Raw genomic sequence first — 19358 nt, forward strand, 5'->3', positions numbered from 1 at the left:
GTAGCATGAAATACCTTTCGACCCGCGGCGGCATGGCCCCGCAACCGTTCACCGACGTCCTGCTGGAAGGGCTGGCGCCCGACGGCGGCCTGGCGGTGCCGGAGTCCATTCCGCAGGTCACGCCCGAGCAGCTCCAGGCGTGGCGCGCGCTGTCGTATGCCGACCTGGCCTACGAAGTGCTCAAGCTGTTCATCACCGACATTCCCGAGCAGGACCTGCGCGAACTGACGCGCAAGACCTACCGTCCCGAGGTGTTCGGCGGCGAGGTCATCGTGCCGCTCAAGCCGCTCAAGCAGGGCGTCGCGCTGCTGGGCCTGTCAGAAGGGCCGACCCTGGCCTTCAAGGACATGGCCATGCAGTTCCTGGGCAACCTGTTCGAGTACGTGCTGGCGCGCCGCGGCACCACGCTGAACATCCTGGGCGCCACCTCGGGCGACACGGGGTCGGCCGCCGAATACGCGATGCGTGGCAAGAAGGGCGTGGCGGTGTTCATGCTGTCGCCCGCCGGCCGCATGAGCGCCTTCCAGCGCGCGCAGATGTATTCGCTGCAGGATGCCAACATCCACAACCTGGCCGTGCACGGCGTGTTCGACGACTGCCAGGACATCGTCAAGGCGGTCAGCGGCGACCTGGCGTTCAAGACCAGGCATCGCATCGGCGCGGTCAACTCCATCAACTGGGCGCGCATCGCCGCCCAGGTGGTGTACTACTTCCATGGCTGGCGGCTGGCTACCGAAGGCGCGGCCGATCCCATGGCCCAGGTGTCGTTCGCGGTGCCCTCGGGCAACTTCGGCAACATCCTGGCCGGCCACGTCGCCCGCAGCATGGGCCTGCCCATCCGCCGCCTGGTACTGGCCACCAACGAGAACAACGTGCTCGAGGAATTCTTCCGCACCGGCATCTACCGCCCGCGCGCCTCGAGCGAAACCTACGAGACCTCCAGTCCCTCCATGGACATCTCGAAGGCGTCGAACTTCGAGCGTTTCGTGTACGACCTGCTGGGCCGCGACCCCGCGCGCCTGAAGGCGCTGTGGGACGAGCTGGCGGCGCAGGGCTCGTTCGACCTGTCGGCCTACAAGCCGCAGTTCGCACAGTACGGTTTCGTCTCGGGCACCAGCAGCCATGCCGACCGGCTGGCCACGATCCGCCAGGTCCATGCCGAGACCGGCGTAGTCATCGATCCGCATACCGCCGACGGCGTCAAGGTGGCGCTGCCTTTCGTCGAGCCGGGCGTGCCCATGCTGGTGCTGGAGACCGCGCTGCCGGTGAAGTTCTCGGCCACCATCGAGGAAGCCCTGGGGCAGCCGGCGCCGCGTCCGGCGGGATTCGAGAACATCGAGCAACTGCCGCAGCGCGTGCAGACCGTGAGCGGCGACGTGCAGGCCATCAAGGACCTGATTGCCGCCCAGGCCGTCTGACGGCGGTGTCGAGTATGTGCGGCGCGCCGCGGGGCGGGCCGCGAAGGAGTCGAATGTGAAGCCCGGTTCGAACTTGCTTTCCCTGGACGAGGCCCTGGAGATTCTGCTGGCGGTCGCGCCGCTGGGCCGGCCCGCCGAACAGGTCGAGTTGGCGCGGGCCGCGGGCCGTATCCTGGCCGCGGACGTGACTGCATCGATCAACGTGCCGGCCGCCGATAATTCGGCGATGGACGGCTATGCGGTGCGCACGGCCGATGCCGCGCTGTTCGGCGCCGGCATGCCCGTGTCGCAGCGCATTCCGGCGGGATCCGTGCCGCAGCCGCTGGCCGCCGGCACCGCCGCGCGCATCTTCACCGGCGCGGAAATCCCCGAAGGCGCCGATGCCGTCGTGATGCAGGAAGAGGCCGAGGTCCGGGACGACCGCGTGGCGTTCGCCAAGCCGGTCGAAGCGGGCGCCTGGGTGCGCGCCAAGGGCTGCGACATCAAGGCCGGCAGCCGCATCCTGCGGGCCGGGACGCGCCTGCGGGCGCAGGACGTGGGCCTGGCCGCCTCGGTGGGCGTGCCGCGCCTGCCGGTGCAGCCCCGGTTGCGCGTGGCCACGCTGTCCACGGGCGACGAACTGGTCGCGCCGGGCGAACCGCTGCCTGCCGGCAAGATCTACAACTCCAATCGCTACCTGCTGCAAGGCATGCTGGCGGCGCTGCCGGTCGAGCATGCCGATCTGGGCGCGGTGCAGGACAGTTTCGAGGCGACGCGCGAGGCCTTGCGCAACGCGGCTCGCGACAACGATCTGATCATCACCACCGGCGGGGTGTCGGTGGGCGAGGAAGACCACGTCAAGCCGGCGGTCGAGTCGCTGGGGCGGCTGGACATGTGGAGCCTTTCCATCAAGCCCGGCAAGCCGCTGGCCTTCGGCCGCCTGCGCCGCGACGATGGCACCGAGGCGGTCTTCATCGGGCTGCCCGGCAACCCCGTGTCGAGCTTCCTGACCTTCGGCCTGCTGGTCAAGCCGCTGCTGCTCAAGCTGGCCGGCGCGCACGCCGCGGTGCCCTTGCGGACCGCCATGCGCGCCGATTTCGACTGGCCCAAGGCGGACCGCCGGCGCGAGTTCCTGCGGGTGCGACGCAACGCGCAGGGCGGGCTCGATCTGTTTCCCAATCAGTTGTCGGCGGTGTTGACCTCGACGGTCTGGGGCGACGGCGTGATCGACAATCCGGGTGGACAGACGATCCGGAAAGGCGATACGGTATCTTTCATCAGCTACGCCGAATTGCTGGGCTGAGCCATGAACGTCGACATCCTGTATTTCGCATCGCTGCGCGAAGCGCTGGGCCGGGAAAAGGAAGCGGCCGAACTGCCCGAGACGGTGCGCACCGTGGGCGAGTTGCGGCTGTGGCTGGCCGGGCGCGGCGGCGCCTGGGCCGCGGCGCTGGCGCCCGAGCGCGCCGTGCGCGCCGCGCGCAACCACACCATGGTGCAGCCCGCCGAGCCCTTGCAGGCCGGCGACGAGGTCGCTTTTTTCCCTCCTGTCACCGGTGGTTGAAATGTCCATCAGCGTCCAGACTTCCGATTTCGACGCCGGCGCGGAAATCGCCGCGCTGCGGGCCGATCCCTCGGTGGGCGCCGTGGTCAGCTTCGTCGGCACCGTGCGCGACATCAACGAAGGCGACAGCGTTTCGACGCTCACGCTCGAGCACTATCCCGGCATGACCGAGAAAGCGCTGGCCGACATCGTCCGGCAGGCGCGGGAACGCTGGACGCTGCACGCGGTACGGGTCATCCATCGCGTCGGCACGCTGCGCGCGCTGGACCAGATCGTTTTCGTGGGCGTGGCGGGCCGGCATCGGGGCACGTGCTTCGCGGCCTGCGAGTTCATCATGGACTATCTGAAGACGCAGGCGCCGTTCTGGAAGAAGGAAGCCACCGGTCAGGGCGACCGCTGGGTCGAGGCCCGCGACTCCGACGACGAGGCGGCCAGGCGCTGGGAAGCCGGCCAGGACTGAGCCGTTTCGCGGTTCAGCGTATGCCCTGCGTGTCGGCCAGCAGGCGCCCGGCGTGCAGACCGCTGCGGACGGCGCCTTCCAGCGTGCCTGGGTAGCCCGTATCCGTCCAGTCCCCGCACAGCGCCAGCCTCGGCCAGACCGTGGCATTGCCCGGCCGCGCCAGGTCAGGTTCGGCGGCAAAGGTCGCGCGCTTGTCGATCAGCAATTCCCAGTGCTCCACCTGCGGCAGGCCGCTTGCGCCCGTGCCCGACAACTGTTCCCGCAACTGGTCGAGCAGGCCCGCCGCGCAGGCGGCACGGTCCCGGCCCTCGAAGGCCGACGCCGCGCTGACCACCACCGCGAGCTCTCCGTGGGCAGTATCGTGGCCGAGCAGGGCTCTTCGATCGAACACCCACTGGCCCAGGTGGCCGCGCGCGGGGTCCTCGGTCAGCATCAGCATCGGAAAGGCAAGCCGGAAGGGCGCCGCGAGCCGTACGGTCAGCGTGGCGATGGGCAGGTGGCGAAAGGCGCGCAGCGCCCGCTGGACCGCGGTCATCTCCGGGTGCGGCGGCAGCAGGCGCGCCGCGATGCCGGGGGGAACGGCCAGCACGGCCGCCGCGTAGGGTTCGCCGTCGACGCGGACCTGCTCGTCCTCCACGGCCACTTCCCGGACCGCATGGCCGGGCCGCAGATCGTGCCGGGCCGCGGCCGCGCGAGGCCACAGGCTGGACAGGTCGCATCGCGGCAGCAGCAGGTCGCTGTGGCTGCGCGGCGCGTCCAGGCTGTCGCGCAGCACGGCGGCGAACAGGCGGGCGCAGGCCTGTTCCGGAGGGGTGTTGAGCGCGGCCAGGCACAACGGGCGCCATAGCCGGATGATGATTTCTTCCGGCTGGTTCCAGACGGCAAGCAGGTGCGCGACCGTGGGCGAGCCGCCTGCCTGAGCGAACGTTTCGCCCTGGCCGGCCGCCAGCCACTTTTGCCTGCGCAGCCCCAGCACGAAGCGCAGCGCCGCCCAGCGCGCGCCGGCGCTCAGGCCGCGTACGCCCAGCAGCGCGGCCGCGCCGTGCAGCGGCGAGGGCAGGCGCGGGGCGCGCAGCGCGAAGCGCCCGTCGGCCGAGGCCAGCCGCAGCGGGGCGCGCAGCAGCAGGGTGTCGGGATCCTGGCCGAGTTCGCGCATCAATGCAAGGGTATCGGTGTAGGCGCCCAGCAGCAGGTGCTGGCCATTGTCCAGCGGCGCGGCGAACGCGTTATCGCCAGCGCGGGAGGCGACGGTGCGCGCGCGGCCGCCCACCTCGCGGGCCGCCTCGTACACGGTGACCGCATAGCCGCGGCTGGCCAGCGCGTGAGCGGCAGCCAGGCCCGCCCACCCTGCGCCGACCACCGCCGCGCGCGGCGCGCCGTTCAGCCCCCGATCTGGCGCCACAGGGTCCGGCCGCCGGTCACGTAGGTCTTCCATGCCAGCCAGAGCTTGCGCAGCGGCGTCAGGGAAATGCGCTGGTGCAGCACCTGATAGTCCGAGCGTTCGATCTCTTCCAGCAGCGCATGGTAGATGGCGGCCATCATCAGGCCCGGGCGCTGGGGCCGCCGGTCCTCGGCCGGCAGCAGCGCCAAGGCCTCGCGGTAGGCGCGCCGCGCCCGCTCGCACTGGAAGCGCATCAGGGCCGAGAAATTGTCGGAATAGCGGCCGTTCAGGATGTCGGCCGCCTTGACGTCGAACTGCTGCAGTTCGTTGACCGGCAGGTAGATGCGGCCCTTGCGGGCGTCGTCGCCGACGTCGCGGATGATGTTGGTGAGCTGGAACGCCAGGCCCAGGCGGTCGGCGTAGGCCAGCGTCCGCGCGTCGGCGTAGCCGAAGATGCTCGCCGACAGTTCGCCCACGACGCCGGCCGCCCGGCGGCAGTAACGCTGCAGCGCGGGATAGTCCAGGTAGCGCGTCTGGTCCAGGTCCATCTCCATGCCGTCCACGATCTCCAGCAGGCGGTCCCGGGTGATGCCGCAGGCGGTCAAATGGGGGGCGAGGGCCTGGGTGACGGGATGCTCGGGCCTGCCGTCGAACAGGCGCTCGATCTCGGTCCGCCACCACGCCAGCTTCAGGCGCGCGACCGAGGAGTCGCTGGCTTCGTCCACCGTGTCGTCCAGCTGGCGGCACAGCGCGTACAGCGCGGTGATGGCGCGCCGGCGCTCGGGCGGCAGGAACAGGAAGCTGTAGTAAAAACTGGAGCCGCTCTGCGCGGCCTTCTCCTGGCAGTACTGGTCAGGCGTCATGATGGGGTGGGGATGGGGGCCTGGCCTGCGGCATGCGCAGCGCGCGCCAGGCAAGCTTCAGCCACTCGGTTTTCTTCAGGACCGGGCGGGCCCGGAAGACGTCGTACCCGCCGGTTTCGATGCGTTCCAGGATGCGCAGTCCACCCTGGACGACCAGGCGCAGTTCCCAGCCGATGCGGCCCGGCAGGGCCCGCGCCAGCGGTGCCCCGGAGTGTAGCAGCGCCCGGGCCCGCGCGACCTCGAAGGCCATCAGCGCGCGCCATGCAGGCGAGCAGTTGCCCGCCGCGATGTCGGCCTCGGTCACGCCATGGCGCGCGAGGTCCTCCTGAGGAATATAGACCCGGAGCTTGTCCCGGTCCACGGCTACGTCCTGCCAGAAGTTGGTCAGTTGCAGCCCGGTGCAGATCGCGTCCGACCAGGCCAGGTTGCGCGGCGTGGCGGCTTCGTACAGGTGCAGCATCAGTTCGCCCACGGGATCGGCCGAGCGGTGGCAGTAGTCCCGCAGGGCCGAAAAGTCCGCGTAGCGCTTGACGGCCACATCCTGGGCGAAGGCCGACAGCAGGCGCCGGAAGGGGGCGAGCGGCAGGCGGTGCCGGGCGACGGTGGCCGCCAGCGGGACGAAGATGTCGGCCAGTTCGTCCGGCGGGGCCGGTTGCGCGTGGGCGCCTTTCTCGATCCAGTCCAGCCCTGCGCCGAAGCGCGCCAGAGCGGCCAGGCGTTCCTGGTCGGACGCGTCCCCCTCGTCCGCGATGTCGTCGGCGGCGCGCGCGTAGCGGTAGATGTCCAGCACCGCCGTCCGCAGGCGTGGGGGCAGCAGCAGCGAAGCGACGGGGAAGTTTTCGTAGTGACCGGCGGCGGACATGGCTAGGGTCTGTTCACACTAAAAGGAGGCTCGCACAGGCCGGGAATGGGCCGGCAGGCTAGGCGCAAGCGCCGCGGCGTGGTTGATCCACGCAAGGTGCTTGCAACAACGCCTGCCGGCCCATTCCCGGCCTGCCCGTAGGGTGCCCACCCAAAGGCACCCCTGACTGCGTTGCGAATGCTCGTCGTGGTCCCGCCACGACTGCGCTTCGCGCCTTGCCAGGCGCGCCTCTGGGTGGGCATGCGAGCCTCCTTTTAGTGTGAACAGACCCTGGACCTCGGAATTCCGGCGCCGATGATACCGGTTCGCCGCGACGGCGGCGTGGACAGGGATGTCCTGCGCGTCTCGCGCTCAAGGGCTACACTTTCTCTTTGCCATCCCGGCGCGCCACGCCGGTCCTCTTCCGCGCCATGCCCCGTCCCATCTTCGCCCGCATTTCACGCCACGCGCTTTCCCACAACCTGGATGCCGTCCGCCGCCGGCTCGATGCCGCGCGCGGCCAGGGCGGCACGGCCAGGATCTGGGCCGTCATCAAGGCCAACGCCTACGGCCATGGCATCGAACGCGCCGTGGCCGGATTCGCGCGGGCCGACGGCCTGGCCATGCTGGACCTTGCCGAGGCCGTACGCTGCCGCGAAGCTGGGTGGACCGGGCCCATCCTGCTCCTGGAAGGCATTTTCGAGGCGGCCGACCTGGACGCGGTCGGCCGGTACGGCCTGACCACGGCCGTGCATCATCCGGACCAGCTGGCGCTGCTGCGCCAGTCCCGGATGCCGCGCCCCGTGGACGTCTTCCTCAAGCTCAACAGCGGCATGAACCGCCTGGGCTTTGCCCCGGACGCCTATGCCGGCGCGCATGCTGAACTGGCGGCCCTGCAGGCGGCCGGCAGGCTGGGCCAGGTCGGCCACATGACCCATTTCTCCACGGCCGATACGGCAGAGGGAATCTCCGCCCAGCTGGAGGTGTTCCGCCGCGCCACGGCCGGCCTGCCCGGGCCGGTCAGCCTGTGCAACTCGGCGGCCAGCCTGCGCTACCCGGAAGTGGCGGGGGACTGGGCGCGGCCCGGCATCGCGCTCTATGGCGCCACCCCCTTCGCCGACGAAAGCGCGGCCTCGCTGGGGCTCTTGCCGGCCATGGCGCTGAAATCGCGCATCATCGGCACCCAGGCGCTGCGCGCCGGCGATGCCGTCGGCTATGGCGGCATGTACCGGGCCGAGGGCCCGATGCGCGTAGGCGTGGTCGCGTGCGGCTATGCCGACGGCTATCCGCGCCATGCCCCCACCGGCACGCCGGTGGTCGTGGCCGGCGTGCGCACCCGGCTGCTGGGGCGCGTCTCCATGGACATGCTGGCGGTCGACCTGCAGCCCGTGCCGCAGGCGCAGGCCGGCGCGCCGGTCACGTTGTGGGGCGACGAGGGATTGTCGGTGGACGACGTGGCCACGGCCGCCGGCACCATCGGCTACGAGCTGCTGTGCGCGGTCGCCCCGCGCGTGCCCATGCATTTCGAGGAGTGACCATGGCCAAGGCCAAGACCGTCTACGTCTGCGCCGAGTGCGGCGGCACCGCGCCCAAGTGGCAGGGCAAGTGCCCCCATTGCGGCGGCTGGAACACGCTGGAGGAAACTGTGGCGGCGGCCAGCACCGGCGCCGCGGCCGGGCACCGCTACGCGCCGCTGGCGGGCAGTACGCCGGTGCGCAAGCTGGCCGAGATCGAGGCGCGCGAGATGCCGCGCTTTCCCACCGGCATCGACGAATTCGACCGCGTGCTGGGCGGCGGCATGGTGGCCGGCGCGGTGGTGCTGATCGGCGGCGACCCGGGCATAGGCAAGTCGACGCTGCTATTGCAGGCGCTGGCCTCGCTGTCGGCCAGCCGCCGGGTCCTGTACGTGACGGGCGAGGAGTCCGGCGACCAGGTGGCGCTGCGGGCGCGCCGGCTGGGGCTGGATACCGGCAACGTCGACCTGCTGGCCGAGATCCGCCTGGAAGCCATCCAGGCGGCGCTGGCGGAAAACACGCCCGAAGTGGCCGTGATCGACTCCATCCAGACGCTGTATTCCGAGCAGCTCAACTCGGCGCCCGGCTCGGTGGCCCAGGTGCGCGAGTGCGCGGCCCAGCTCACGCGCACGGCCAAGCAGACCGGTGTGACCATCGTCATGATCGGCCACGTCACTAAGGAAGGGGCGTTGGCCGGGCCCCGCGTGCTCGAGCACATCGTCGACACCGTGCTGTACTTCGAAGGCGACACCCACTCGTCCTTCCGGCTGGTGCGCGCCTTCAAGAACCGTTTCGGCGCGGTCAACGAACTGGGCGTCTTCGCGATGACCGATCGCGGCCTGAAAGGGGTCGCCAATCCGTCCGCGCTGTTCCTGTCCCAGCATCAGCAGCAGGTGTCCGGCTCGTGCGTCATGGTCACGCAGGAAGGCACCCGTCCGCTGCTGGTCGAGATCCAGGCCCTGGTGGACTCGGCCAACGCGCCCAATCCGCGCCGCCTGTCGGTGGGGCTGGAGGGCAACCGGCTGGCCATGCTGCTGGCGGTGCTGCACCGGCACGCAGGCACCGCGGCCTTCGACCAGGACGTCTTCGTCAATGCCGTGGGCGGTGTCCGTATCACCGAGCCCGCGGCCGACCTGCCGGTGCTGCTGGCCATCGTGTCCTCCATGCGCAACCGGCCCCTGCCGCGCGGCCTGGTGGCCTTCGGGGAAGTGGGCCTGGCCGGGGAAATCCGCCCGGCGCCGCGCGGCCAGGAGCGCCTGCGCGAAGCGGCCAAGCTGGGCTTCAGCGTGGCGCTGATTCCCAAGGCCAACGCCCCGCGCCAGCCCATCGAGGGCATGGAAGTCTGGGCCGTGGACCGGCTGGACGAAGCGCTGGACCGGCTGCGAGGCTAGCCGCCGGGTGGTATAACCTTCTATCCCCCTGCGCAATGTAGGGGGATTGAAACCGTTCGAATCGACCTCACATCCAAGGTATCCGGGCCCGGCGCCCCCACTCATTGGCGTGAAAAACAATGCGAATCGACCGACTCACCACCAAGTTCCAGCAGGCCCTGGCCGATGCCCAGAGCCTGGCTGCGCGCAACGACAATCCCTATATCGAACCCCTGCACGTCCTGGCGGCGCTGCTGGCCGACGCCGAGAGCGGCGCGGGCAGCCTGCTGGCCCGCGCCGGCGTGGCCGTCAGCAAGCTGACCCCCGAGGTCAACGCCGCCATCGGCCGCCTGTCGCAGGTCCAGGGCAGCGACGCCAACGTCCAGATCAGCCGCGATCTCCAGTCTCTGTTCAACAAGATCGACAAGGAAGCGGCCAATCGCGGCGACACCTACATCGCCAGCGAACTCTTCCTGCTGGCCCTGGCCGACGACAAGGGCGAGGCCGGCCGCCTGCTGCGCGAGGCCGGCCTGCAGCGCAAGGCGCTGGCGACCGCCATCGACGCCGTGCGCGGCGGCGCGCCGGTCGATTCGCAGGAGGGCGAAAGCAACCGCGAGTCGCTGAAGAAATACACCCTGGACCTGACCGAACGGGCCCGGCAGGGCAAGCTCGACCCGGTGATCGGGCGCGACGACGAGATCCGCCGCACCATCCAGATCCTGCAGCGCCGCACCAAGAACAACCCCGTGCTGATCGGCGAGCCCGGCGTGGGCAAGACCGCCATCGTCGAGGGCCTGGCCCAGCGCATCGTCAACGACGAGGTGCCCGAGTCCCTGAAGGGCAAGCGGGTGCTGTCGCTAGACATGGCGGGCCTGCTGGCGGGCGCCAAGTTCCGCGGCGAGTTCGAGGAACGCCTGAAGGCCGTGCTCAAGGAACTTGCGCAGGACGAGGGCCAGAACATCGTCTTCATCGACGAACTCCACACCATGGTCGGCGCGGGCAAGGCCGAGGGCGCCATGGATGCCGGCAACATGCTCAAGCCGGCGCTGGCGCGCGGCGAACTGCACTGCATAGGCGCGACCACGCTGGACGAGTACCGCAAGTACATCGAGAAGGACGCCGCGCTCGAGCGCCGCTTCCAGAAAGTGCTGGTGGGCGAGCCGTCGGTCGAGGCCACCATCGCCATCCTGCGCGGCCTGCAGGAACGCTATGAACTGCACCACGGCGTGGACATCACCGACCCGGCCATCGTCGCCGCGGCCGAGTTGTCCAACCGCTACATCACCGACCGTTTTCTGCCGGACAAGGCCATCGACCTCATCGACGAGGCCGCCGCGCGCATCCGCATGGAAATCGACTCCAAGCCGGAGGTCATGGACAAGCTCGACCGCCGCATGATCCAGCTCAAGATCGAGCGAGAGGCGGTCAAGAAGGAAACCGACGAGGCTTCCCAGCGCCGCCTGCAACTGCTCGAGGAAGAGTTGGGCAAGCTCGAGCGCGAATACAACGACTACGAGGAAGTCTGGAAGGCCGAGAAGGCCGCCGTCCAGGGCGCCCAGTCGATCAAGGAAGAGATCGAGAAGGTGCGCGCCGAGATGGGCGAGCTGCAGCGCAAGGGCCAGTTCGACAAGCTGGCCGAGCTGCAGTACGGCAAGCTGCCCGAGCTGGAGGCCCGCCTGAAGTCCGCGGAAGGCAACGAGAAGGCGGCCGAGGCGGAAAAACCCAAGCTGCTGCGCACCGAAGTCGGCGCCGAGGAAATCGCCGAGGTCGTCTCGCGCGCGACGGGCATTCCCGTCTCCAAGATGCTGCAGGGCGAACGCTCCAAGCTGCTGCACATGGAAGAGAAGCTGCACGAGCGCGTGATCGGCCAGGACGAGGCCGTGCGACTGGTGTCCGACGCCATCCGCCGTTCGCGCGCCGGGCTGTCCGACCCGCAGCGGCCCTATGGCTCGTTCCTGTTCCTGGGGCCCACCGGCGTGGGCAAGACCGAACTGACCAAGGCGCTGGCCGGGTTCCTGTTCGATGCCGACGACCACATGGTGCGCATCGACATGAGCGAATTCATGGAGAAGCACTCGGTGGCCCGCCTGATCGGCGCGCCGCCGGGATACGTCGGCTATGAAGAGGGCGGCTACCTGACCGAGGCCGTGCGGCGCAAGCCGTACAGCGTGATCCTGCTCGACGAGGTCGAGAAGGCCCACCCGGACGTCTTCAACGTGCTGCTGCAGGTGCTGGACGACGGGCGGCTGACCGACGGACAGGGACGCACCGTTGACTTCCGCAACACGGTCATCGTCATGACGTCCAACCTGGCCTCGCAGCAGATCCAGGCCATGGCCGGACAGCAGTACGACGTGATCAAGGCCGTGGTGTGGGACGAGATCAAGCAGCACTTCCGTCCGGAGTTCCTGAACCGGATCGACGAGGTCGTGGTGTTCCACGGGCTGGATGCCAAGCACATCGAGTCCATCGCGCGGGTGCAGTTGCAGCGCCTGGGCGAGCGGCTGGCGAAGATGGACATGCGGCTGGAGGTCTCGGACGAGGCCATCGCCCAGATCGCGCGTGCCGGCTTCGATCCCGTGTTCGGCGCGCGGCCGTTGAAGCGCGCGATCCAGCAGGAGATCGAGAACCCCGTGGCCAAGCTGATCCTGGAAGGCAGGTTCGGTCCGAAGGACGTGGTGCCCGTGGACTGGAGCGAAGGGCACTTCGTCTTTACCCGGACCCTGCAGTAATCGCTCGACCCTCGAGCGCCGCGCCGGTTCGCCGGTGCGGCGCTTTGCTGGGCGGGCGTCGATTTGACATGTAAGTTTTTTATTTGCTATAGTTCTTTTCTCGCGGCAAAAAACGCAGCGAGAAAAAGAAAAGCAGTAAAAACGCGGGAATAGCTCAGTTGGTAGAGCGCAACCTTGCCAAGGTTGAGGTCGCGAGTTCGAGACTCGTTTCCCGCTCCAAGTTTTGATCTACAGACTTCCACTGACGTCTGTAAGTCATTGAAATTAGGGGCTTCGGCCCCTTTTTTCATTCCAGCCAAAGCCACGGAAATCCACCGACAGCCAGCGTTTTTGAGGCCAAAATTGAGGCCAGAGAATGCGGGTGGTGCCGGTTCCGGGTTGTTGCTGGGGTTGGATCGGGATGACCAGCAGCATTGAGCCTAAGTCTCACGACTTAGGAGTTTGATGATGGCACTCTCTGATCTGACCGTGCGGCAAGCCAAGGCCGCCAAGAAAACCTACAGCATCCCCGATACCGATGGCCTCGGCCTGGTGGTCGCCCCCACCGGCGGCAAATCGTGGCACCTGCGCTACTACTGGCTCGGCAAGCAAAAACGCATATCCCTGGGCAACTATCCCGAGATCGGCCTGCGCGAAGCCCGCACCTTGCGCGACGAAGCCAGGGCGCTCCTGGCCCAAGGCATCAACCCCCACACCGACCGCAAGCAGAAACGGCATGCGGTCAAGCTGGCCTCGGACTACACATTCAAGGCAGTCTTCGATGCTTGGGTCGAGCACCGCGCCAAGGAACTCAAGGAAGGCCGGAACAGCACACTGTCGCAGATCAAGCGGATCTTCGAGAAAGACGTGCTGCCCAGCCTCAAGCAGATGTCGATCTATGACATTCGCAGGCCGCAACTCCTGGGCGTCCTGGCGCGGATCGAGAAGCGCGAGGCCTTCACCACTGCCGAAAAGGTCCGGACCTGGCTGGGGCAGCTATTCCGCTATGCGCTCGTCATCGTCGAGGGCATGGAGGCCAATCCGGCCACGGACCTGGACGTAGTGGCCGAGCCCAAGCCCGCGGTGACCCATAACCCCTACCTGCACCTGCCCGAGCTTCCCGAGTTCCTCCAGAAGCTCAGGCTCTACAACCCGCGCGGCTGGCAAACCCAGCTCGGTATCCGCCTGCTGTTCTTGACCGGCGTGCGCACCGGCGAACTGCGGCTGGCGACCCCGGATCAGTTCGACCTCGACCGTGGGCTTTGGATCATCCCCCCGCAGATCGTCAAGCAGCTTCAGGACGAGATGCGCAAAGCGGGGAAGCGGCCGCAGGACGTACCGCCCTACATCGTGCCGCTGTCCCTTCAGGCCATCGAGATCGTGCGCTACCTCCTGGGGGTGATGCGGCCCGCCCAGCGCCACCTGCTGACGCACCGCAGCGAACTCAAGAAGCGCATCAGCGAGAACACGCTCAACGCCGCCTTGAAGCGGATGGGCTACGAGGACAAACTGACCGGCCACGGTATTCGTGGAACCATCTCGACGGCACTCAACGAGATCGGCTATCCCAAGATTTGGGTGGACGCGCAGCTTTCGCATTCCGACCCAAACAAGGTGAGTTCGGCCTACAACCACGCCAAGTACGTGGAACCGCGCCGCCGGATGATGCAGGACTGGGCCGACCGCCTCGACTTGCTCGAACAGGGCCAAGTCGAAGCGGCCAGCGCGCACCTCACTATCCACATCGAGGGCGTACCGGCCATGGCGGAGGAGGACAAGCCCGACGCCATCGTTGCAGCTTCCTCTGCGCCTCCCGTTCCGCCGGTGGTGGCCACCCCCATCGTCGTGACGCCGAACGAAGGGGGCATCACCTTCCAACGGTTGTCGCAGGTGCCGCCATCCCCGACTCATGCGCCAGAACCCGAGGTGTCGGCCATCCAGCGCGAGCGCGAGGAAATGCTGGCCATCTACGAATCGCCGAGCAGTCTGCCGGTGCCCCTGTTCGGCAAGTTGGCTGGAAAGTCCAAGGACCAGATCAACCGCGAGTTGAAGGCGGGCAAGCTGCTCTCCATCAGCCTGGGCAACCGGGGGCAGCGAGTTCCCGATTGGCAACTGGTGCCGCTCAAACACAAGCTGGCCCAGGTGCTCATGCGCCAGTACCCCCAGGCGGATTCATGGGAGCTTTACCGCATGCTGACCCAGCCACATCCCGACCTGGGTGACCGCGCGGCCATCGACATCGTGACGCCAAGCAATCTGGGCATGGTGGTACAGATCATCGCAGGCAGCGAGCCACATGCGAATGCTCCCGAGGTCGTACCGCCGCGGCCTATCTCCGAAGAGGTGCGCCAGAGTGTTCGCCGGCTGATGGAGAGCGCTGTCGCCTTGGACGGCGCATAGGGTTACAGCCCTCGCGGGGGCCTTACGGCCCCCGCGCTACATCTGCACCGCCTGCATGAGTTCGCTCAGCACGCTGTGCGGGAGCGAAGGACACGGCGCCGGTATGCGCCGTCGAGAAATCGAGCAGACGATCATGCATGTCCAGCAGATCGCCGGACGCCTGGCGTCTGCACATCAGGGAACGCTCAGCGCGGGCGCGCTATCGGGTATTCGATTGGACTGCACTATCCTTGGCTACCTGCATCGCTCTGCGCTCGAACCGCTCAGAAACCGCGTTAGTTCGTCCTTTGAGGCGCTGCAGATGAGTCACGACCTCGTAGGGCCCCTCGGCCAGCGGCCGGGCGGTGATCCCCCATGCATCAGCGCGCTCGATGCGCGATTGCGCGGTGATCCCGACACCATAGCCAGCGCCGACCCATAGCGCCAACATGTCGAACGAGGTCACATGCTGGACGCTCTGCCGGCTTAAAGACGGGAGGGATGACAGCCGCTGATCCAGTAGTGAGCAGCTTTCTGCCGGCCAGCGAAACACGGGGTAGTCCAAAAGTTCGGCGATCGTAAGCTTTGTCTGGGCGAGCAAGGGGGACCACAATGGCATGGCAACAGCGATGTTCTCGATCCACAAGGGTTGGCTTTTCAGAGACGGAGCGCTTACGGCCCGAAGCGACATTCCTGCGTCGTAACGACCTTCATCAATGCCCGTCACCAGGTCGTCACTTGATGTCTCAAAGAACGCGATAGTGATTTCCGGCTCTTCCGCGCGTTGCAGGGCGAGAAGCGAGGAGAAGCATGAGGATGGCACCCCAGGTGCTATCGCAAGCCTGAGATGGGGAAACTGGCTGGTGGCATCATGCATGCGAGCCCCCAAAAAGTGTTCTGGCCGAGTAGGTGAACTTGCATCGTGGTCAAGAGTGAAGTTTAACGCCGTTATCTTTAACGTGGTTAATTTTGGCAGATTGTTTGACGCTTCTGCTAATGCAGAAATCAACCATTCAGCCAGGCCGTCCTTCTGGCACAACAACGTATGAATCCGCAGCGGCGACAGCTTTCGGACAGGCCGTGCGCGCTGCGCGCGTCGCACAAGGAGTCGCGCAAGACGAGTTCGCATCTCGGGCAGGCATTTCGCGCTCGCACATGGGCAAGATCGAGCGTGGAGAGCACGTGCCCACGCTGCCCCTCATACTGAAAATTTCAGTAGCACTTGGGATAAGCGCGGCTGAATTGATGGCGGCCACCGAGCGCAATCTTCGTGCCGAAACCGATCTTTGAGGGTGTCTGCCAGCGGGGCCTTCAGCCGCTCGCAGAGTCACGTAGGCGAACGATGAACCGCTCCAGCGAAGCCGACAAATCACTGCTGTCGGCCCGCAGCAAGTAAGTCGTGATGACGGCTGAATCGATGGCCAGGGGACGGATCACCACGTCCGGGCGTTGGCAAACCGGAATCTTGCTCGCCGCGAGAAAGCCGATACCGTAACCAGCACCGACCAAGGTGAGCATCATGTCCAGCGAGGACACCTCCTCGACGACGTTCAACTTGTGCTCAAGCACCTGCAGCAGTCGTGTCAGTTCCCGGCAGTAGCCCTCGCACGCATGGGGATCGCACAAGACCAGTGGATGGATCCCGACTTCTTGGAGCGGGACCTTTTTGTGGGCGAGCAGTGCGTGCCGTGCCGGCACGGCAATGACCAATGGATCTCGCCAGATGGGCTCAGCCCGTATGTCGTCGCCGACGTCGGCCGTATGCGCGAATCCGATCATGAAATCCCCGGACCGCAGGCCGCGCAACTGCTCGGCCAGCGGAACCTCGGACAGCCGTATCTCGATCTCCGGCTCCTCCGCGCGGCACCGGGCCAGAAATGCCGACAGGCGAGCATCGATTGCCCCGTCGGAAATCGCGATGCGCAGACTGCCTCGCAAACCTGCTGCCACGGCCTGGGCGTTTTCGCGTGCCTGTTCGAGCACGGTGAACAATCTGCGGATATCTTGAAGAAAGACAACACCCGCCGACGTCAGCACGGTTCCACGGCGGTTCCGGTCGAACAGCACGACCCCTAGCTCGTCCTCCAGTTCTTTGATGGCACGGGACAAGGGGGGCTGTTCGATGTGCAGGCGCTCGGCGGCGCGCGTGAAATGCAACTCTTCAGCCAGGGCCATGAAATAGCGCAGATGTCGTAATTCCATGGTCTCAGCCCCCCCATGCCGAACCGGCAGTCGCGTGCTACGCCCGTATGTAGATCCATCCCGCTTGCTGCATGCGCGCCATCTCGATAACAGCAGGCCCGTCCAGTACTTCGAGCGGCTCTCTGTTGTCCCTGCCGATCCGCGAAAGTGTGTTCGGGCATACCCAGGTGAGCGCGTCGAGGTCGGAAGGTGCCGTGTCCAGGGCGGCGGCGACGGCTTGCGCGTTCGCAACGATGCGCACATCGGCATCGGGCGCCGCGCGCTTGAGATTGGTTGCATTGCTTCGCGCACGCTCAAAGGCTTCTGCCGTCGGTGCGTGGAGGATCACTTTCAATGTGGGGCGCTGGGTGTCTTGGGTCATGGTCGGTCGGTGGTGCAGTCAGAAGGGTTGTTCACGGGCGCATCTGCTGGGATGCGGATTTCAAGGCGCTTTGCAGCATCTCCTCGATGGAGGGGTGGTAGTACGGCATGGCCAGCAGATCGTTGACGGTCTGCTTCGCCTGGATCGCCCAAGCGATCAGGTGCGCCAGGTGCTCGCCTTGCGTCAGGAGCATGCTGGCACCGAGCAAGGCGCCTGAGCCGGGGTCGGCATAGATGTGCAGCAGGTTTTCCGGAGCACCAAGAATCTTGGAGCGCCCGTTGCCGCTGCCTTCCGCGGTGCCGACGACCGCGCCTTCCTGCACCGCCGCCTCGTAGGTCATGCCGACTGCGCACGCATCCGGGTCGGTGAACAGGATCGTGATCGGCACGCGCCGGGATGCGCCCGGCCAACTTTCGCCGCGCAAGCTCGCCAGTGCGGCTTGCGCTGCCATCTGACCCTCGTCCGCGGCCTCGTGCATCAGAGGGCGATCCGGCTGCACATCGCCTGCGAAGAAAATCGGCACCTGGGACGGCCCGCAGGCCTGCATGGTCGCGGGGTCGATGCTCGGTCGGCCAGCCTGATCCAAGGAGATGCCGGCCGCGGCGAGATCGAGCGCCTCGGTATTGGGTTGTCGTCCCGTCACGACGAGAAGCCGATCCACGAGCGCGTCGCGCTCGCCGGCGCGCATGCGCACCTGGTCGCCTTCAAGGCTGACTTCGACGGCGGCGCCCAACCACATCGGCAACTCGGTCTCGAACCTGGCGATCGCCCGCTCCAGGACATCGGGGTCCTGGATGCCGCCGATGGCGTCTTTCTGGTCTGCCGCGACCACCTGCACATCCAAGCGAGACAGGGCCAGGCCGAGTTCCAGCCCGATGGCGCCCAGTCCCAGGATTCCCATCCGTGCGGGCAGGACGCCCAGGTCGAACAGGGTATCGGTGGTCAGGATGCGGGAGGCAACGCCGTCGAGCGCTTTGGGGACCACCGGGCGAGAGCCCGTCGCCACGATGAAGGCGCTGGCCTCGATCCGTTGTTCACCTGCCTGCAAGATGCCCGGCGCGACGAAGCGCGCTTCGGCCATGATCAGGCTCTCGCCAGCCGCCTTGCGCGTGCGCTCCGCGGCGGCGCCGGCCAGCGCATCCCTGGTCTGGCGGGCGTGGGACCATAAGGCCTGCGGCCCTTGGGTCGATGGCGTGGCGCTCGCTGCCAGTGCCTTGGCGACCTTCCAGTGCATGCCGGCATGCAGGGCCGCCTTCGAGGGCATGCATCCGACGCGCGCGCAGGTCGTCCCCAATGGCCCCCGATCGATCAGAACCACCTGTTTGCCTGTCGCTTTCAGCGCATGGAATGCGGTGCTGCCAGCGGTTCCCGCGCCAATGATGGCGACATCTACTTTCCTTGTCTGCATTGAATTTTCCCGTCCACAATCAATTAATCGAACATCGGACCTCTAGCCAACATTGCGCATGAGCATGAGGGCCGCCACGGCCACGCAGGTGATCGAAAACACCCGCTGGAGCATCTTTGAGGGAATCCTGCGTGCCAGAACACGGCCGAGCGACATGCCCACGAGCGCCGTGAGAACGAATGTCCAGGCGGGCGCGGTGAGCGTCATGCCATGACTCCACGCGATGAACACGGTTACAGCGGACAGCAGCGCGATCACCATGAGCGAGGTCGCGACGATGCTGTGCATGCGCAGCTCGCTGAAATGCGCCAGAGCCGGGACGATGATGAATCCGCCGCCCACCCCCAACATGCCCGTGGCCAAACCGGAGACGATGCCGATGCTCCCCAGCGTGGTCGCTGTTCGCACGTTCCAGACGAAGCGGCCGGTGTCCTTGGAGATCTTGCAGACCCGGGCTGGCTCGTCAGCCAGATCGTCCTGCGTCTGGCTGCCGCGAGATGACATGAACATCCGGTAGGCCACCACGAGCATGATGGCGACGAAGATCAGGTTCAGCCATCGAGGCGAAAGCCAGTGGGCAAACTGCACGCCCAGCGGAGCCGTCACGGCGCCGGCAGCCGCCAACATCATCGCTGCCTTGTACCGAACTACCCCCTGGCGCAAGCCCTGCAAAGCGCCCAGGGTCGCCGCTGCTCCCACGGCGAGCAGCGCCACGGGCGCGGCCTGACGGATGTCCATGCCCAGGCCGAACACCAGCGCCGGCACCGCGAAGATGCCGCCGCCGGCGCCAGTCAATCCCAGCACGGCTCCGATGATGAGGCCCAGCACTCCACCCGTCAGCGAGAGCATAGTGAATGATCCTTTGTGCAATTTCCGTTGAGCAGCCTGAGATGCGGGCTGAGAGAAG

17 protein-coding genes and 1 tRNA gene are annotated in these 19358 nt (G+C 67.1%); 10 read left to right on the plus strand and 8 right to left on the minus strand.

The window, feature by feature from the left end:
- Nucleotides 1-5 precede the first annotated feature (5 nt).
- From thrC to moaE, 4 genes are read left to right on the plus strand one after another with little or no spacing between them, the layout of a single operon-like run.
- On the plus strand, nt 6-1418 hold the full coding sequence (gene thrC / locus EV675_RS15390) for a threonine synthase (RefSeq protein ID WP_130358228.1): 1413 nt from the start codon (nt 6-8) through the stop codon (nt 1416-1418).
- Between the two features lie 55 nt (nt 1419-1473).
- The gene (locus EV675_RS15395; RefSeq protein WP_242621462.1) at nt 1474-2700 is read left to right on the plus strand and encodes a molybdopterin molybdotransferase MoeA; all 1227 of its coding nucleotides are present in this window, start codon (nt 1474-1476) and stop codon (nt 2698-2700) included.
- Nucleotides 2701-2703: 3 nt separating this feature from the next.
- Nucleotides 2704-2961 (plus strand): molybdopterin converting factor subunit 1, encoded by a 258-nt coding sequence (gene moaD / locus EV675_RS15400; protein ID WP_130358229.1) that lies wholly within the window; start codon nt 2704-2706, stop codon nt 2959-2961.
- Nucleotide 2962: 1 nt separating this feature from the next.
- Nucleotides 2963-3421 carry a molybdopterin synthase catalytic subunit MoaE gene (gene moaE, locus EV675_RS15405; protein ID WP_130358230.1) on the plus strand — a complete coding sequence of 153 codons (459 nt, stop codon included), beginning with the start codon at nt 2963-2965 and terminating at the stop codon, nt 3419-3421.
- Nucleotides 3422-3434: 13 nt separating this feature from the next.
- On the opposite strand, the gene hpnE is transcribed toward moaE, so the two are convergent.
- The 3 genes from hpnE to hpnC are packed head-to-tail and all read right to left on the minus strand — an operon-like array spanning nt 3435 to nt 6527.
- On the minus strand, nt 3435-4823 hold the full coding sequence (gene hpnE / locus EV675_RS15410; RefSeq protein ID WP_242621463.1) for a hydroxysqualene dehydroxylase HpnE: 1389 nt from the start codon (nt 4821-4823) through the stop codon (nt 3435-3437).
- A complete protein-coding gene (hpnD, locus tag EV675_RS15415) occupies nt 4802-5665 on the minus strand; it encodes a presqualene diphosphate synthase HpnD (RefSeq protein WP_130358232.1) in 864 nt (287 codons plus the stop codon). The genes hpnE and hpnD overlap by 22 nt, the downstream gene beginning before the upstream one ends.
- Entirely contained in the window at nt 5655-6527 is an 873-nt protein-coding gene (gene hpnC, locus EV675_RS15420) for a squalene synthase HpnC (protein WP_130358233.1), read from the minus strand. Before hpnC ends, hpnD begins: the two co-directional genes overlap by 11 nt.
- Before the next feature lie 410 nt (nt 6528-6937).
- Here hpnC and alr point away from each other — a divergent pair, with 410 nt between their 5' ends.
- From alr to EV675_RS15445, 5 genes are all read left to right on the plus strand, one after another.
- The gene (gene alr / locus EV675_RS15425; protein ID WP_130358234.1) at nt 6938-8041 is read left to right on the plus strand and encodes an alanine racemase; all 1104 of its coding nucleotides are present in this window, start codon (nt 6938-6940) and stop codon (nt 8039-8041) included.
- 2 nt (nt 8042-8043) lie between these two features.
- The gene (gene radA / locus EV675_RS15430) at nt 8044-9411 is read left to right on the plus strand and encodes a DNA repair protein RadA (RefSeq protein ID WP_130358235.1); all 1368 of its coding nucleotides are present in this window, start codon (nt 8044-8046) and stop codon (nt 9409-9411) included.
- Nucleotides 9412-9530: 119 nt separating this feature from the next.
- Nucleotides 9531-12122 (plus strand): ATP-dependent chaperone ClpB, encoded by a 2592-nt coding sequence (gene clpB / locus EV675_RS15435; protein WP_130358236.1) that lies wholly within the window; start codon nt 9531-9533, stop codon nt 12120-12122.
- 143 nt (nt 12123-12265) lie between these two features.
- Nucleotides 12266-12341: transfer RNA gene (locus EV675_RS15440), tRNA-Gly, on the plus strand.
- A 228-nt stretch (nt 12342-12569) separates the two neighbouring features.
- Complete coding sequence (locus EV675_RS15445) at nt 12570-14501, plus strand: tyrosine-type recombinase/integrase (RefSeq protein WP_004350679.1); 1932 nt, start codon at nt 12570-12572, stop codon at nt 14499-14501.
- A gap of 199 nt (nt 14502-14700) precedes the next feature.
- Here EV675_RS15445 and EV675_RS15455 read toward each other — a convergent pair whose 3' ends face one another.
- On the minus strand, nt 14701-15357 hold the full coding sequence (locus tag EV675_RS15455; protein ID WP_003149848.1) for a substrate-binding domain-containing protein: 657 nt from the start codon (nt 15355-15357) through the stop codon (nt 14701-14703).
- A gap of 119 nt (nt 15358-15476) precedes the next feature.
- Between EV675_RS15455 and EV675_RS15460 the strand changes: the two genes are divergently transcribed.
- Nucleotides 15477-15770: a helix-turn-helix domain-containing protein gene (locus tag EV675_RS15460; RefSeq protein ID WP_003149846.1), complete on the plus strand. Its 294-nt coding sequence runs from the start codon at nt 15477-15479 to the stop codon at nt 15768-15770.
- Between the two features lie 21 nt (nt 15771-15791).
- Here the strand turns inward: EV675_RS15460 and EV675_RS15465 are convergent, their stop codons facing one another.
- Genes EV675_RS15465 through EV675_RS15480 form a run of 4 tightly spaced genes read right to left on the minus strand, consistent with a single transcriptional unit; the run spans nt 15792 to nt 19300 of the window.
- Nucleotides 15792-16682: a LysR family transcriptional regulator gene (locus tag EV675_RS15465; RefSeq protein ID WP_004350675.1), complete on the minus strand. Its 891-nt coding sequence runs from the start codon at nt 16680-16682 to the stop codon at nt 15792-15794.
- A 37-nt stretch (nt 16683-16719) separates the two neighbouring features.
- Nucleotides 16720-17043, minus strand: coding sequence for a hypothetical protein (locus EV675_RS15470; RefSeq protein WP_003149844.1), 324 nt, complete (start codon nt 17041-17043; stop codon nt 16720-16722).
- Nucleotides 17044-17074: 31 nt separating this feature from the next.
- Nucleotides 17075-18451, minus strand: coding sequence for a dihydrolipoyl dehydrogenase (locus EV675_RS15475; protein ID WP_004350672.1), 1377 nt, complete (start codon nt 18449-18451; stop codon nt 17075-17077).
- 42 nt (nt 18452-18493) lie between these two features.
- A complete protein-coding gene (locus EV675_RS15480; protein ID WP_004350669.1) occupies nt 18494-19300 on the minus strand; it encodes a sulfite exporter TauE/SafE family protein in 807 nt (268 codons plus the stop codon).
- Nucleotides 19301-19358 lie beyond the last annotated feature (58 nt).

It is taken from the genome of Pigmentiphaga kullae (genome assembly GCF_004216695.1).
Taxonomy (GTDB): domain Bacteria; phylum Pseudomonadota; class Gammaproteobacteria; order Burkholderiales; family Burkholderiaceae_B; genus Pigmentiphaga; species Pigmentiphaga kullae.